Origin of the sequence: Myroides gitamensis (assembly GCF_029894455.1) — a bacterium.
GTDB classification, from domain to species: Bacteria; Bacteroidota; Bacteroidia; order Flavobacteriales; family Flavobacteriaceae; genus Flavobacterium; species Flavobacterium odoratum.
Genome location: NZ_JARYHN010000001.1, coordinates 2,704,985 through 2,721,841, shown reverse-complemented (window position 1 = coordinate 2,721,841; position 16,857 = coordinate 2,704,985). Strand labels below are relative to the sequence as shown.

The 16,857-nt window shown below is 37.5% G+C and carries 10 protein-coding genes; all 10 read left to right on the top strand.

Annotation, left to right across the window (positions count from 1 at the left end):
- Positions 1-11: 11 nt before the first annotated feature.
- The 10 genes from M2306_RS12020 (at position 12) to cyoE (ending at position 16,853) form a co-directional block, all read left to right on the top strand.
- Positions 12-1,808 carry a cytochrome c oxidase subunit I gene (locus M2306_RS12020; protein ID WP_060872673.1) on the top strand — a complete coding sequence of 599 codons (1,797 nt, stop codon included), beginning with the start codon at positions 12-14 and terminating at the stop codon, positions 1,806-1,808.
- An 86-nt stretch (positions 1,809-1,894) separates the two neighbouring features.
- Entirely contained in the window at positions 1,895-2,917 is a 1,023-nt protein-coding gene (ruvB, locus tag M2306_RS12015) for a Holliday junction branch migration DNA helicase RuvB (RefSeq protein WP_002989861.1), read from the top strand.
- Between the two features lie 6 nt (positions 2,918-2,923).
- Entirely contained in the window at positions 2,924-3,847 is a 924-nt protein-coding gene (queG, locus tag M2306_RS12010; protein WP_115092447.1) for a tRNA epoxyqueuosine(34) reductase QueG, read from the top strand.
- 63 nt (positions 3,848-3,910) lie between these two features.
- A complete protein-coding gene (locus tag M2306_RS12005; protein ID WP_115092448.1) occupies positions 3,911-6,190 on the top strand; it encodes an NADP-dependent malic enzyme in 2,280 nt (759 codons plus the stop codon).
- A gap of 92 nt (positions 6,191-6,282) precedes the next feature.
- A complete protein-coding gene (gene ruvA / locus M2306_RS12000) occupies positions 6,283-6,864 on the top strand; it encodes a Holliday junction branch migration protein RuvA (protein WP_002989866.1) in 582 nt (193 codons plus the stop codon).
- 3 nt (positions 6,865-6,867) lie between these two features.
- A complete protein-coding gene (gene sov, locus M2306_RS11995) occupies positions 6,868-14,238 on the top strand; it encodes a T9SS outer membrane translocon Sov/SprA (protein WP_374759759.1) in 7,371 nt (2,456 codons plus the stop codon).
- Between the two features lie 57 nt (positions 14,239-14,295).
- Positions 14,296-14,676 (top strand): glycine cleavage system protein GcvH, encoded by a 381-nt coding sequence (gene gcvH / locus M2306_RS11990; protein ID WP_115092450.1) that lies wholly within the window; start codon positions 14,296-14,298, stop codon positions 14,674-14,676.
- On the top strand, positions 14,666-15,052 hold the full coding sequence (locus M2306_RS11985) for a VanZ family protein (protein WP_259187752.1): 387 nt from the start codon (positions 14,666-14,668) through the stop codon (positions 15,050-15,052). The genes gcvH and M2306_RS11985 overlap by 11 nt, the downstream gene beginning before the upstream one ends.
- Before the next feature lie 47 nt (positions 15,053-15,099).
- Entirely contained in the window at positions 15,100-15,846 is a 747-nt protein-coding gene (gene deoC, locus M2306_RS11980) for a deoxyribose-phosphate aldolase (protein WP_259187753.1), read from the top strand.
- A gap of 92 nt (positions 15,847-15,938) precedes the next feature.
- Positions 15,939-16,853, top strand: a complete 915-nt coding sequence (cyoE, locus tag M2306_RS11975) for a heme o synthase (RefSeq protein ID WP_002989876.1) — start codon at positions 15,939-15,941, stop codon at positions 16,851-16,853.
- Positions 16,854-16,857 lie beyond the last annotated feature (4 nt).

Here is a 16,857-nt window from a genome sequence, read left to right as displayed (position 1 = left end):
AAACTTATACTATGTCAGCAATAGGACACGAAATAATTAATGATCACGATCACGATCATCACGATAAAGGAAATTTCTTTACTAAATACGTATTTAGTTTAGATCACAAGATGATTGCAAAACAATACCTAATCACAGGTATTATTATGGGAATCATCGGGATTGTAATGTCCCTTTTATTTAGAATGCAAATTGCGTGGCCTGAAGAATCTTTTCAGGTATTCAAATGGTTATTAGGAGAAAAAATGGCTCCAGACGGAGTAATGAGAAATGATATCTACCTTGCTTTGGTTACAATGCACGGAACAATCATGGTATTCTTCGTATTAACTGCTGGTTTAAGTGGTACGTTCTCGAACTTACTTATTCCATTGCAAATTGGAGCACGTGATATGGCTTCAGGATTCATGAACATGTTATCTTACTGGTTCTTCTTTGTTTCTGCGGTATTAATGGTTATCTCAATCTTCGCAGAAGGTGGACCTGCTTCTTCAGGATGGACAATTTATCCTCCTTTAAGTGCACTTCCACAAGCAATCCCAGGTTCTGGTATGGGGATGACATTATGGTTAATCTCTATGGCTATCTTCATCGTTTCTTCTACAATGGGATCGTTGAACTACGTAGCTACTGTAGTTAACTTAAGAACAAAAGGAATGACGATGACAAGAATGCCTTTGACAATTTGGGCGTTATTTGTTACAGCTATTATCGGTATCGTATCGTTCCCAGTTCTTTTATCTGCTGCATTATTATTGATTTTCGATAGAAGTTTCGGTACTTCATTCTTCTTGTCAGATATTTATTTAGCTGGAGAAGTTTTACATTACCAAGGAGGATCACCAGTATTGTTTGAACACTTATTCTGGTTCTTAGGTCACCCTGAGGTATATATCGTAATCTTACCTGCAATGGGTATTACATCTGAAATTATCGCAACTTCTGCACGTAAACCAATCTTCGGATACCGTGCGATGATTGCTTCAATCTTAGGTATTGCGTTCTTATCAACAATCGTTTGGGGTCACCACATGTTCGTATCGGGTATGAACCCGTTCTTAGGATCTGTGTTTACTTTTACAACGTTATTGATCGCAATTCCTTCTGCAGTAAAAGCGTTCAACTACATTACTACAATTTGGAGTGGTAATATCCAGATGAACCCTGCAATGTTATTCTGTATTGGTTTCGTTTCTACGTTCATTACAGGAGGTTTAACAGGAATTATCTTAGGAGATTCAACTTTAGATATTAACGTACACGATACATATTTCGTTATCGCTCACTTCCACTTAGTAATGGGTATCTCTGCACTTTACGGAATGTTCGCTGGTATCTACCACTGGTTCCCTAAAATGTTCGGAAGAATGATGAATAAAAACTTAGGTTATATTCACTTCTGGGTAACTGCAGTTTGTGCGTACGGAGTATTCTTCCCAATGCACTTCATCGGATTAGCAGGTTTACCTCGTCGTTACTACTCAAATACAGCATTCCCATTATTCGATGAATTCTATGATGTGAACGTATTGATTACAGTATTTGCTTTAGTAGGAGCGGCATTCCAATTAGTATTCTTATGGAACTTCTTTGTTAGTATTTTCTACGGTAAGAGAGCACCTCAAAACCCTTGGAGATCAAACAGTTTAGAGTGGACTACTCCAGTAGAACACATCCATGGAAACTGGCCTGGTGAGTTACCAGTTGTTTACAGATGGCCTTATGACTATAGTAAACCTGGATTACCAGAAGATTACGCGCCTCAAACTATGCCTTATATGGAAGGTGAGGAGCAATTACACCACTAGAATTATATTTTAGTTTAAATATAAAAACGCCATTCATTTTTGAATGGCGTTTTTTTGTATCCCATTTTTTGATTTATCTTTGTTCTATGAATGAGAATTTAGATCCTACTACCAAGCATTTCAACCAAGAGGAATTCGATGTTGAAAAAAGACTGAGACCCCTGTCATTTGATGATTTTGCGGGTCAAGATAGTGTTTTGGAAAACCTGAAAATATTTGTGGCTGCTGCAAATCAACGTGGGGAAGCCTTGGATCATGCTTTATTTCACGGGCCTCCAGGATTGGGAAAAACGACGTTGGCTAATATTTTAGCGAATGAGTTGAATGTAGGAATCAAAATTACTTCAGGTCCAGTTTTGGATAAACCGGGAGACTTAGCTGGATTATTGACGAATCTGGAAGAACGAGATGTCTTGTTTATTGACGAGATTCATCGTTTAAGTCCTATTGTAGAGGAGTACTTATATTCTGCAATGGAAGACTTCAAAATTGATATTATGATTGAATCTGGGCCCAATGCGCGCTCAGTTCAAATCCATCTTAATCCCTTTACCTTAGTTGGTGCAACGACGCGTTCTGGTTTGTTGACGGCTCCAATGCGTGCCCGTTTCGGGATTCAAAGCCGTTTGCAATATTATTCTAAAGAATTGTTGGCAACGATTATCGAACGAAGTGCATCGATTCTCAATGTACCAATCGATTTAGAAGCAGCGATTGAAATTGCTGGACGTAGTCGTGGAACGCCGCGTATTGCCAACGCATTACTGCGTAGGGTGCGCGATTTCGCACAAATTAAGGGTAATGGTAGCATTGATATCGAAATCTCTAAATACGCCTTAAATGCACTCCATGTGGATGCTCGTGGATTGGATGAAATGGATAATAAAATTCTCTCTACCATCATTGATAAATTTAAGGGAGGACCTGTAGGTCTATCTACTTTGGCTACTGCAGTATCGGAGAATGCGGAAACTCTAGAAGAAGTATATGAACCATACTTGATTCAAGAAGGATTCATTATCCGAACTCCCCGTGGTCGTGAAGCTACGGAGTTAGCGTTTAAACACCTAGGACGTACTAAATCCGTCGGTGGATTATTTGACTTGTAAATCTTTATGGATAAAAAATCTCATTATGCTGCACTCATTAAAGCAGAAGCAAAGCGCTTAGGTTTTTTGTCTTGTGGTATTTCTGAAGCTGGTTTTTTAGAAGAAGATGCTCCGCGCTTAGAAAAGTGGTTGAATGCCAATATGCATGGAAGTATGCAATACATGGAAAACCATTTCGACAAGCGCTTGAATCCAACCTTACTTGTCGAAGGAGCCAAGAGTGTTGTTTCACTCTTGTTTAATTACTATCCGGAACAAGAACAGACAGATGGAGCGTATAAAATTTCAAAATACGCATATGGTGAGGACTATCACTATGTGGTTAAAGACAAATTAAAAGAACTACTGCATTTTATTCACGACAATATTGGCGCTGTGGATGGCCGTGCTTTTGTGGATTCTGCTCCAATTTTAGATAAAGCTTGGGCAGCAAAAAGCGGATTAGGTTGGGTTGGAAAAAACAGCAATCTTATTTCAAAACAGGTGGGGTCTTTTTTCTTTATTGCTGAATTAATCATTGATTTAGAACTAGAATCAGATGGAGCTACTACAGATCATTGCGGAAAGTGCACCCGTTGTATAGACGCTTGCCCAACAGGGGCTATTGAAAGTGCTTATATCGTGAATGGATCCAAGTGTATTTCCTACTTTACCATTGAATTAAAAGACGATATTCCAGCCGAATTTGCAGGTCAATTTGACAATTGGATGTACGGTTGTGACGTCTGCCAAGACGTTTGCCCATGGAATCGCTTTGCTAAACCTCATAATGAACCTCGATTTACTCCTAACGAGGCGTTAATGAATTATTCCAACAAGGAGTGGGAAGAACTTACAAATGAGGTTTTTAATGATATCTTTAGAAAATCCGCAGTAAAAAGAACAAAGTATACGGGTTTAGTGAGGAATATTAAATTTTTAAAGGAATAAAATTCTAACATTAAATTATCTTTAAAAAGAGGTAACTTTGTTTATTCGGTTAAAAATATTTTTATGAATAAAGAAAGCTTACGTAGGGAAGCGTTGTTATATCACGCAAAACCAACACCTGGAAAAATTCAAGTAGTACCTACAAAAAAATATTCTTCTCAACGAGATTTAGCATTGGCTTACTCACCTGGAGTAGCAGAGCCTTGTTTAGAAATTGCAAAAGATGTAAATAATGTTTATAAATATACAGCAAAAGGAAACTTAGTTGCTGTTATATCCAATGGTACTGCCGTTTTAGGATTAGGTAATATCGGTCCTGAAGCATCAAAACCTGTAATGGAAGGGAAAGGTCTTTTATTTAAGATCTTTGCTGATATAGATGTTTTTGATATTGAAGTAGATACTACAGATATCGATAAATTTATTGAGACAGTAAAAAACATTGCTCCAACCTTTGGGGGAATTAACTTAGAAGACATCAAGGCACCAGAGTCTTTCGAAATTGAAAGAAGATTGAAAGAGGAATTGAACATTCCAGTGATGCACGATGATCAACACGGAACAGCAATTATTTCTGCGGCAGCTTTATTAAATGCTTTAGAATTGGCAGGAAAGAAAATTGACGAAGTGAAAATGGTGGTTTCTGGAGCAGGATCTGCTGCGATTGCTTGTGCTAATTTATACGTTGCATTTGGTGTAAAACAAGAAAACATTTTGATGTTCAACAGTAAAGGGGTATTGAAGAAAGGCGATGATCGCATTTCTGATATGCAACGTGAATTTGCTGTAGATTACGATATTTCATTGATGGATGCAATGAAAGGAAGTGATGTATTCATCGGTCTTTCTACTGCGGATGTCGTAACTCCAGAAATGTTATTGGGTATGGCGGATAATCCTATTGTATTTGCAATGGCTAATCCAAAACCAGAAATCGATTACAATGTAGCGGTTCAAACACGTAAAGACGTGATTATGGCTACAGGTAGATCTGATTATCCAAACCAAGTGAATAACGTATTAGGATTCCCTTATATCTTTAGAGGAGCTTTGGATGTTCGTTCTACGAAAATCAATGAAGAAATGAAGATGGCAGCGGTAGTTGCTCTAGCTAAATTAGCTAAAGAACCTGTGCCAGAACAAGTGAATATCGCATACGGAGAAACTAAATTGAGCTTTGGTCGTGAGTATATCATTCCTAAGCCATTTGACCCTCGTTTAATTGCTGTAGTTCCACCGGCAGTTGCTAAAGCTGCAATGGAATCTGGATTGGCAGAAGCTCCGATTACCGATTGGGATAAATATAAGCAAGAGTTAGAAGAGCGTATGGGTTCTGATAACAAATTAGTGCGTATGTTGTTTAATCGCGCTAAAATTGATGCAAAACGCGTGGTTTACGCTGAAGCAGATCACTTGGATGTATTGAAGGCTGCTCAAATCGCTTACGAAGAAGGAATTGCTACTCCAATTTTATTGGGAGATAAAGAAACCATCTTAGAGTTGAAAAAAGAGATTGAGTTTCATGCAGATGTTGAAATTATCGACCCTAAAGCAGACATTGAAAAAGAAAGAAGAGCTGTATTTGCAGACTTATACTGGAAAACAAGACAACGCAAAGGAATTACACAATACGAAGCGTCAAAATTAATGCGTGAGCGTAACTATTTTGCAGCGATGTTAGTGAATACTGGACAAGCAGATGTATTGTTAACTGGATATTCTCGTAGTTACCCTACTGTGGTAAAACCAATCTTGGAGTTAATTCCTCGTGCACAAGGAGTAGATAAAATTGCTACAGCGAACTTGATGATGACCAAAAGAGGTCCGATGTTCTTGGCAGATACAGCAATTAATCCAAATCCAACAGCTGAAGAATTAGCGAAAATCGCGGTTATGGTAGAGAAAACAGTGAAAATGTTTGGTTTAGATCCAGTTATCGCTATGTTATCATACACTAACTTTGGTTCAGCAGAGCATGCTTCTCCAACGAAAGTAAAAGAAGCAGTGAAGATTTTACATGAGCACTACCCAGAAATGGTAGTGGATGGAGAAATTCAAATGGATTTTGCCTTGAATAACGAGATGTTAAAATCGAAGTTTCCTTTCTCTAAATTGGTAAATAAAAAAGTGAATACATTAGTTTTTCCAAACTTGGATTCAGCAAATATTACCTACAAAATGTTGAAAGAATTAAATAAAGCGACTTCAATCGGACCAATTATTATGGGACTTGAAAAAGCCGTTCACATTTTCCAATTAGGCGCAAGCGTTGATGAAATGGTGAATATGACAGCGGTAGCTGTGGTGGATGCTCAAGTAAGAGAGAGCCGCAAGAAAAAATAAAAAAATAAAAACAAAAATCTTCCTTGGTTTGCCTTTCATTATGTTAGTAAATAGTTAAAATTATTTACTATTTTTGATGAAAATTAGATAGTATGATTGCGCAGATTCAAGGAAGATTAATTGAAAAAACACCTACCGAAGTGATTATTGATTGTCACGGTGTAGGATACCAAATAAATATATCACTTTATACGTATTCGCTTATTGGTGCTGATGAGAACCTTAAGTTGTATACTTTTCTTCAAATTAAAGATGATGCGCATACTTTATTCGGATTTATCGATAAAGTGGAGCGTGAGTTATTTAAACTTTTAATCTCTGTTTCTGGAGTGGGTGGAAATACCGCTCGAAACATTTTATCTTCTACTGTACCCAAAGAATTATTGCAAATGATTGCGAATGCGGATGCAAAGAGCATTCAGCGTATCAAGGGGATTGGAGCTAAAACAGCTCAACGAATTATATTAGACTTACAGGAAAAAGTACTGAAACTTTATAATATTGATGAAGTTTTGCCTACAATTAACAATACAAATGCCGATGAAGCGTTATCTGCTTTAGAGGTTCTTGGTTTTGTGCGCAAAACTGCTGAAAAGGTGGTAGATGTAATTCTAAAAGCTAATCCTGAGGCCTCTGTAGAAGATATTATTAAACAAGCATTAAAAAAGTTGTAAGTCTTGGGAGGTTTCTTTGTTTTTCACCGGAAGTTGGCTTTCTGTTTACTTTTTGTTTTGTGCAGCACGTGGAGTGGTCTTGCACAAAATAACGCATTGAATCAACCCAATGATTCTATTCCACAGCCAGCTTATGATATGGGTAATATTGCATTACCTGATCCAGAAATTATCAAGGAATCGTATAGCTATGATCCATTAACGGATCAATATTACTACACCAAAGTGGTGAGTGATTTTAATTTGAGTTTACCGCTGATTTTGTCGCGCCAAGAGTATGAAAAAATCTTGATGCGTGCAGAAATGCGTCGTTATTTCTCTCAGAAGTTTAATGCAGTCAATGGAACATTAGAAGATCCAGCTGCACAACGCGATATGTTACCGCGCTATTATGTCAATTCAAAATTGTTTTCCGGAATATTCGGATCCAATGAAATTGATGTGAAACCAACCGGTTCTGTGGAATTCGATATGGGAATTCGCCATACGAAACAAGAAAATCCATTGATGTCGAGCCGAAATAGAAAATCGACTACGTTTGATTTTGATCAGCGCATTAGCATGGGATTGCAAGGGATGGTTGGTACGCGATTAGCCGTGAATGCCAATTATGACACCCAAGCGAGTTTTGACTTCCAGAATATCATGAAATTGGAATATGCACCCGATGAAGATGATATTGTACAAAAAGTGGAAGTGGGTAACGTGAGTATGCCGATTAGTGGTTCCTTAATTCGAGGGGCACAAAGTTTATTCGGGGTGAAAACGGAACTTAAATTCGGTAAAACAACAATTACAGGGGTTTTCTCGGAACAAAAATCACAGACAACTTCAGTCAATGCTGAAGGAGGTGGGATGTTAGAAGATTTTGAATTGTATGCTTTAGACTACGATGAAGACCGACACTTCTTCTTATCACAATACTTTAGAAGCAAGTATGACGAGGCATTGAAAAATTACCCTTACATCAATTCGAGAGTGCGTATTACACGTGTGGAAGTTTGGGTAACCAATCGCTATAATCGCGTGAGTCAAACGAATAATAACTTGCGAAACATTGTGGCGATTCAAGATTTAGGGGAAGGATTTTTACGCAATGTCAAGTCGGAGAAAATATTTTCTCCACGTGTTGATCCTGCTGCTTTCGTATTGAATAAAATAATTGACGCACCGACAGATAATAAAAATAACCAGTATGATCCGGGAAAAATAGGAAGCAACTACTTAACACCTTCTATACGAACTCCAGGTATCGGAGGTAGTGGGTTTACCAATAGCGTACAAGAAGGATTGGATTACGCTCGTTTGGAAAGTGCAAGAAAATTAAGCCCAAATGAGTTTACCTTTCATCCGCAATTGGGGTATATCTCCCTTCAACAACGTTTGTCAAATGATGAAGTTTTAGCTGTTGCTTTCCAATATACCATCGGAGATAAAGTATACCAAGTAGGGGAATTCGGAACAGATGGTGGAAGTTCAAACGTTGAAACAAATATTCCTGGACAAACAGATCCGGATGCTCAAGTACCATTAGCACAAGCCCTAGTGGTGAAGATGTTGAAGAGTTCTTTAACTTTAACGAGTGCGCCAGTTTGGAATTTGATGATGAAAAATATCTATCAGATACCAAACGCGATGAATATTTCACAAGATAAATTCCGCTTTAACTTATTATATACTGACCCAAGTCCGCTGAATTACATCAGTCAAGCGGGAGATTTACCTTTACCAGAAGGTGTAGATCGCACGCCATTATTGAAAGTATTCCACTTGGATCGCTTGGATTCATCGAATAACCCACAAAATGGAGGGGATGGATTTTTCGATTACTTGGCACAAGGAAGTGCAACCAATGGATTAGATCCTGCTACCGGAAGTTTTGGAAATAACAATAACAACAACGGATACGGTGGAAATAATTCTTATGGTGGAGGATATGGAAATAACTCCAACCAAAACCAATACAACAATAATATCTTTGATGGTATAACCATTGATGCCGTTAATGGGCGAATTATTTTTACAACAGCAGAGCCTTTTGGAACGCATTTATTCGATAAGTTAAAGAATAAAATGGATGAAGATTATGATGTTTCTGCGTCATATAACTCCAACCAGAAAAAATATGTATTCCGCGAATTATATTCGAATACCAAATCATCTGCAATTCGAAATCAAAGTAGCAAGAATAAATTTCAATTAAAAGGAAAGTATTCAAGCGTAAGTGGACAAGGAATTCCGATTGGGGCGTTTAATATTGCACCAGGATCAGTTGTCGTGAATGCAGGTGGAAGGGTGTTAGCTGAAGGAGTAGATTATACGGTTGACTATACAGGAGGTCGTGTTATGATTCTAGATGAAGCTTTGCTTGCTTCGAATACGCCAATTAATATTTCTGTTGAAAATAATACAATGTTTGGGCAACAAACCAAACGTTTCTTTGGATTGAATATTGATCACCAATTTAGTAAAGATTTCAAAATCGGAGGTACATTCTTGCGCTTGTCTGAAAAACCAATGACACATAAATCCGTCTATGGACAAGAGTCTGTAAACAATACGATTTGGGGATTCAATATGCAATATTCGACAGAAGTACCGTTCTTGACGCGTATGGTTAATAAATTACCAAACATTGACACTGATGTTGAATCTCGTGTTTCAGTACGTGGAGAGTTTGCTTATTTACAACCTGGAGCTTCGAAGAATGACCAGATGAATGGTGAAGCAACCGTTTATATTGATGATTTTGAAGGAGCACAATCGCGTATTGATATTCGATCACCTTTAGCGTGGAAATTATCGAGTACTCCAGTTGGGTTTTTCAAAAAAGATGCGAATACCTATGAGGATCCTAATAACTTACCACATTCATTAGAAGATGGATTCCGCAGAGGTAAATTAGCCTGGTATACCATTGACCCTACTTTTTATGTAGGAGCTAAACCGAATGGAGTTGGTATAGAAGATATGTCTTCGAACCGTACAAGAAGAATTTATAGTGAAGAGTTATTTGCTACCAAAGATATCGCCTATGGTGAGAGTCGCGTAATTACAACGTTAGATATGTCTTTCTATCCTGAAGAACGCGGACCGTATAACTTTAACCCTGATTATTTGCAGTCTTTAAAATCGAAGACACCGCGTAAAAACTGGGGAGGTGTTATGCGTGGATTGGCAACAACTAACTTTGAACAGGCCAATATTGAGTTCGTTGAATTTTGGGTGTTAGACCCGTATGTGGGACGATCTAATGATATGTTGCCTGAACGAAATAGTGGAGAATTACGTCTGAACTTCGGATTTATTTCGGAAGATATTTTGCGTGATGGTTACAAACAATATGAAAATGGATTGCCAGGTGTTGGTAGTACTGTTGCAACAATTGAAACAATTTGGGGAAAAGTCCCTGCAGCTCCATCGTTAATTTATGCGTTTGATGTAAATGCAGAAAGTAGACGTTTACAAGACGTCGGATTAGATGGATTAAGCGATGAGGAAGAACGTATAAAATTTGCAGATTTTGCTGGATTTTCTGATCCTGCTGCGGATAATTTTGTACACTACCTTGATGCGGAGGGAAGTATCTTAGAGCGTTATAAGAATTACAACGGACTAGAAGGAAATTCACCAACAACAGGAACAAGAGGAGGAAATAACCAACCAGATGCAGAAGATATTGATGGGGATAATACTATGAATACCATCGATGCTTATTTTGAATACGCAGTAAAAATTAAAGCAAATCCAGAAGTAGGTGAAAATTACGTAACGGATATTAGAAATACTACGGCGCAATTAGCAGACGGATCTGTAACTCCAGTACGTTGGGTTCAGTATAAAGTGCCTATCGATGAAAATGGAAAGAAAATTGGAATGATTGACGATTTCCGTTCGATGCGTTTTATGCGTATGTATTTAACTGGATTTGAAAGTGACATCACCTTGCGTTTTGGAAGTTTAGATTTAGTGCGTTCTGACTGGAGAAGATACAATGCGAGTTTGCAAAATGACAAGGATAATAACCCATTGCCATTACGTCCAAATACAGGATTCGATGTTACGTCAGTAAGTGTACAAGATAACTATGACAGAAAACCAATTCCGTATGTAATTCCTCCAGGAGTTAAACGCGAACAATATTATGTGAACAATACAGTTGTTGCACAAAATGAGCAATCATTGTCATTAAAAGTATATCCAATTGAAACAGGAAAAGCTCCAGATGGGCTAGCGCCTGGTGATTCAAGAGGAGTATATAAAAACTTCAACCTAGATCTTCGTCGTTACAATAAGCTACGTATGTTTATCCACGCAGAAGCGTTAGAAAATAGTACCATGCGTTTACGCGATGATGAAATGGTGGCCTTTATTCGTTTGGGAACGGATATTACGGATAACTTCTACCAAGTGGAAATTCCGTTGAAAGTAACGAATTTTGGAGAAGCAAATCCAGATTTAATCTGGCCAGAAGCGAATGAGTTAGAACTGAAACTAGAACTTTTGACCAAGTTGAAAGTGATGTTTATGAATGAGGTTGGAAAGCAAGAACGCTTAACAGATATCTTCTTTAAAGAAGAAGAGGAATTGAGCGGAGGAGCTTCGCGTGAAAATAAATTGCGATACGGAATTAAGGGGAATCCGAACTTTGGAAATGTCCGCGTGATTATGATTGGTTTGCGTAATGATTTAGATCGTTACGGGGCAACAGGAGATTTAGCAGGTGAATTCTGGTTTGACGAATTGAGAATGTCAGACATGGATAATAAAGGAGGTTGGGCAGCGACATTAAGTGTGGATGCAAACTTGGCTGACTTTGCTAATATTTCTGCAACCGGAACAAAACGCACCATCGGATTTGGAGGATTGGAACAAGGGCCAAATCAACGAAGCAAAGAAGACTTTAAATCGTATAGCATTGTTACGAATGTGAACTTGGGACAATTACTTCCAAAGAACTGGAGAATTAACCTACCGTTTAACTATGCAATTAGCGAGGAGTTTATTACACCAGAGTTCGATCCGGCAAACCCAGACGTGAAGTTGAAAACCATGAAATCTGTAGCTGGTTCTTCAGCAATGGCAGATGAAATTGAAAAACGCGCAACGGATTATACCAAGCGAAGAAGTATCAACTTTATTGGGGTGAATAAACAGAAAGATCCAGAGAGTAAAAAGAGAATTTACGACATTGAAAACATAACGTTATCGCATTCATACAACGAAGTGATTCACCATGATTTTGAAGTGGAATCCATGATTGATCAGCAAACGAGATCGGCTTTGGATTATGCGTACAGCTTTGAGGTGAAACCAATCGAGCCATTCAAAAAAATGGAGTTTATGAAAGGAAGATATTGGCAAATATTGAAGGATTTTAACTTCAATTATTTACCGTCTAATATCATGTTTAGTAGTAATATCATGCGTCAATATAACAAACAACAATTCCGTTTGATTGATGTGGAAGGAATTGGGTTGGATCCATTATACAGACGTAATTATTATTTCAATTACAATTATGGATTTAATTTCGATTTGACGAAATCACTGCGTTTAAATTACGTAGGAGGAAGTAATAATATTGTTCGAAATTATTATGACAGTCAATTTAATGTAATTGAAAATAGCACGATTTGGGATGATTATTTCAACGTTGGAGAACCGAATCAGTTTACGCAACAGTTTACATTGAATTATGATTTACCGTTAAATAAGATACCATTCCTTGCTTTTGTTCGCTCTTCGTATGCATATACAGGAACGTACAATTGGCAACGTGCTTCGGATGCGTTTAGGGAGATTGAATTTGATGGGGTTAATTATAACTTAGGAAATACTATCCAAAACTCAAGAACGCAACAATTAAATACAACCTTCAGTTTAGAAACGTTGTATCGCTACGTTGGATTAGTAAAACGCAATACAGCGAAGAAAACGCCTGCGAAGAAAGCTGCGATTGTACCTGGTCAAAAAGTGGTACAAGAGAAGGAAAAAGAAGGTGGTTCTACAGGAGGCGCTTTAACTGATTTTGCTATTGGGTTATTGACATCTGTAAAAACGATTCAGATTAACTATTCAGAAAATAGTGGAACTGTTTTACCTGGATTTATGCCAAGTGTTGGGTTCTTCGGAACATCAAAACCAACCATGGGATTTGTCTTCGGAGATCAAGCTGATGTGCGTTATCAAGCGGCAAGTCACGGGTATTTAACTAACTTCCCTGAGTTTAACCAAGAGTATACAGAAGTGTCAAACAAGACGCTAAACTTTACAGCAAGTGTTAATCCAATTCCAGACTTGACGATTGATGTAACAGGAAGAAGAATGAAGTCGGAGAATTATGCGGAACAATTCCAAGTGCTGAATAATGAATACCAATCTCAGTCGCCGTATAATTATGGAAACTTCAGTATTTCAACTATTATGTTGAGTAGTGCTTTTTCAAGTAATTCACTAGAGTATTCGGCAGCATTTGAACGCATGAAAGAAAATCGTTTGATTGTAGCGAATCGTCTGGCAACAGCAAGAGGAATTGATATCAATAATCCAGCTAATTTAGATAAAGAAGGATTCCCTGTTGGATACAGCAAAGGAAGCCAAGAAGTATTACTTCCATCTTTCTTAGCGGCTTATACAGGTAAAGGAGCAGACAAAGTATCTACGAGTATGTTTAGAGATATTCCATTGCCAAACTGGAACCTTCGTTATACGGGGTTAATGCGCATTCCGTGGATAAAGAGTAAATTCAGAAGATTCTCTATTCACCATGGGTATACAGCAACGTATGCCTTGGGCTCATTTAGTTCGAATTTTGAATACTATGAGAAGCCAAATGAAGTGAATCAATATGGAAATTACCCTGCTCAAACAGTCGTAAATAATGCTATTTTAACGGAGCAATTTAACCCGTTAATTCGCTTTGATTTGGAAACAAATTCGGCCATTAAAATCTTGGCAGAAATTAGAAAAGATAGAACCTTGGCGTTGAGTTTTGACAATAACCTCTTAACGGAAACATCCGGAAACGATTATGTAATCGGATTGGGATACCGAATTAAGAATGTTGGATTCAATTCCATGTATGCAAATAATGGAATGGGAGGGCGTATTGAAAGCGACATCAATATCAAAGTTGATTTGACCTTGAGTAAACGCGAAACGATTGTGCGTTATTTAGATTACAACAACAACCAAGTGGGAGGTGGACAAGATATGTGGAAATTATTAATTACAGCAGATTACATGCTGAGTAAGAATTTAACTGCGATATTCTTCTACGATCATTCTTTCTCTAAAGCGGTTATTTCAACTATGTATCCAATTACAAATATTCGTACCGGATTGACGATGCGATATAGTTTTGGAAATTAGTTGAATTTGTTTCGAAATCTATAAGATTGTTATACATTTGCTAAAAAATAATACAAAATGAATTTACCAGCTAATTTAAAGTACACAAAAGACCACGAATGGGTAGCTATCGAAGGTGATATCGCTACAGTAGGTATTACAGATTTCGCTCAAAGAGAGTTAGGAGATATTGTATATGTTGAAGTTGAAACCTTAGACCAAACTTTGGATAAAGATGAAGTATTTGGTACGGTAGAGGCTGTGAAAACAGTTTCAGATTTGTTTTTACCTTTATCAGGTGAAGTAATTGAATTCAATGAAGGGTTAGAAACAGAACCAGAATTAGTAAACCAAGATCCTTATGGAGCTGGATGGATGATTAAGATTAAAATTTCTGATTTAAGCGAAGTTGATGCTTTGTTATCAGATGCAGCATATAAAGAATTGATTGGCGCGTAAGGTATTTTTTATTGCAGGATTACTTTGGACGTGTTTTATTCTATACGCATGTCTAGCTGAAGCATCCTCAATACCCAAAACGTCTTTCTTTAATATTCCGAATAAAGATAAAGTCGCGCATTTTACTTTTTACTTTGTTTTCTCCATTATTTGGTTTTTGTTTTCGAGCAAAAAAAACAGCAGTAAAAAGACGAAAATAAGAACAGGAATAGCTATCTTTACTATTGCAACGTTCTTAGGTGGAGGAGTAGAGTTAGGTCAATATTTTTTCACCAATTCACGAAGTGCAGAATGGGCGGATTTTTTCGCTAATTCACTGGGAAGTGCAATTGGAATTTTATTTGGTTTACTTATAACAACGCATAAAAAAAAATAGAGCCCCAGTCATGGGGCTTTTTTTATTAATAAAAAGTACTTACAATAATGAGAGATTTGAGAGAGTTTATGGATTCTACGTATTTGAAAACTGCAGAACAAGCAGGTTTGACAGAAGTAGAAAATAAGAAAGTTGTGACCGACTTAATTCAAGAAGCGATTGAAGAGCAGTTTAAGCTAGCAATGATTCGCCCTGAAGAAGTAAAAGCGGGAAGAGCATTAGTAGATCAAAACAACTCTAAAGTTTTGATTGGTACCGTGATCGACTTTCCAAAAGGAGATGGAGGATTGGAAGCAAAGCTAAAAGAAGCGAAACAAGCCGTTGAAGATGGAGTAGACGAGTTGGATTATGTCGTAGATTATAAAGCCTTTCAAAAGGGAGCTGTTGATACCGTGAAGGAAGAAGTTTACGCTTGTACTAAATTCGGTTTAGAACAAGGGAAAGTAGTGAAATGGATTATTGAAGTAGCAGCTTTGACGAATACAGAAATCGTTAAACTAACAGCGTTGATTAAAAATGTGGTATTGAGTAATTTCAAAGAAACAGAATACGATAAAGTATTTGTGAAATCATCGACTGGTTTTTATCAGACAGAGGGAGGGAAACCCAATGGTGCAACGATGGAAACGCTTGTTTTAATGCTGGAAAACGCAGGTCCACTACCTGTAAAAGCAGCTGGAGGAATTCGCGATCGAGAAACCGCTATCGAAATGATTACTTTAGGCGTTAAAAGATTAGGAACTTCTTCGGCAAAAGTTATCGTTGAGGGGAAGGGTAGTACTGAAAATTACTAAAAGATTAAAATAAGTGAATATTCAAAGCTCTAACGTATGTTTATAGGTATAGTTCTAAAAAATGGATTATATTTGCAACTCATTAAAAACAAATGAAAACAGCTTTGAATATTTCTTCTGAAAATAAACAATCGGTTTCTATCCTTAAGGAATTTAAAGAAATGACTAAGATGGGACTTGCCCTTAGTGTAGTGTTTTCCACTTTGGCAGGTTATGTTTTAGCTGTTCCGGATATTAGAAGCATAAATTATATGACCATCATCGCTCTAGCAGTAGGGGGATATTGTATGGTTGGAGCATCTAACGTTTACAATCAAATTATTGAACGTGATTTAGATGCTAAAATGAACCGCACAGCAAATCGACCAATCGCATCGGGTCGTGTGAAGCCAACACCCGCTTTTATTCTAGCTGTGGTGTTAACGCTTTTAGGGATTGGAATCTTGTATGCCATCAACCCTAAAACAGCAATGTTTGGTGCAATCTCTATCTTTTTATACACAAGTGTTTATACTCCGTTAAAAACCATAACACCACTATCTGTGTTTGTTGGGGCTTTTCCTGGAGCAATTCCTTTTATGTTAGGATGGGTTGCAGAAACCAATAACTTCGGTATCGAAGCAGGAACCTTATTCTTAATTCAATTCTTTTGGCAATTTCCCCATTTCTGGGCAATTGGATGGTTCTTGTTTGACGATTATAAACGTGGTGGATTCTCCATGTTACCAACTGGAAAGAAAGATAATAAGACGCTAACGCAGATTATTTTGTACACCATTTGGCTGATCATCGTTTCTATATTCCCAGTATTTAATGTAACAGGTCGATTGTATTTGACACCAATTGCAGCGGGTCTAGTTTTACTAGCGGGAATTTGGATGCTTACAGCAGCCGTAAAGCTTTATAAGCAAAGAACGGATAAAGCCGCTCGTGCATTAATGTTAGTAAGTGTAACTTACATCTCATTAATCCAGATTATTTACGTGTTAGATAAAATTTTACGATAGTTTA

Coding starts and splice junctions, on each gene's coding strand:
- M2306_RS12020 (WP_060872673.1), top strand. CDS start 12: ATGTCAGCAATAGGACACGAAATAATTAATGATCACGATCACGATCAT.
- ruvB (WP_002989861.1), top strand. CDS start 1,895: ATGAATGAGAATTTAGATCCTACTACCAAGCATTTCAACCAAGAGGAA.
- gcvH (WP_115092450.1), top strand. CDS start 14,296: ATGAATTTACCAGCTAATTTAAAGTACACAAAAGACCACGAATGGGTA.
- M2306_RS12005 (WP_115092448.1), top strand. CDS start 3,911: ATGAATAAAGAAAGCTTACGTAGGGAAGCGTTGTTATATCACGCAAAA.
- deoC (WP_259187753.1), top strand. CDS start 15,100: ATGAGAGATTTGAGAGAGTTTATGGATTCTACGTATTTGAAAACTGCA.
- ruvA (WP_002989866.1), top strand. CDS start 6,283: ATGATTGCGCAGATTCAAGGAAGATTAATTGAAAAAACACCTACCGAA.
- queG (WP_115092447.1), top strand. CDS start 2,924: ATGGATAAAAAATCTCATTATGCTGCACTCATTAAAGCAGAAGCAAAG.
- cyoE (WP_002989876.1), top strand. CDS start 15,939: ATGAAAACAGCTTTGAATATTTCTTCTGAAAATAAACAATCGGTTTCT.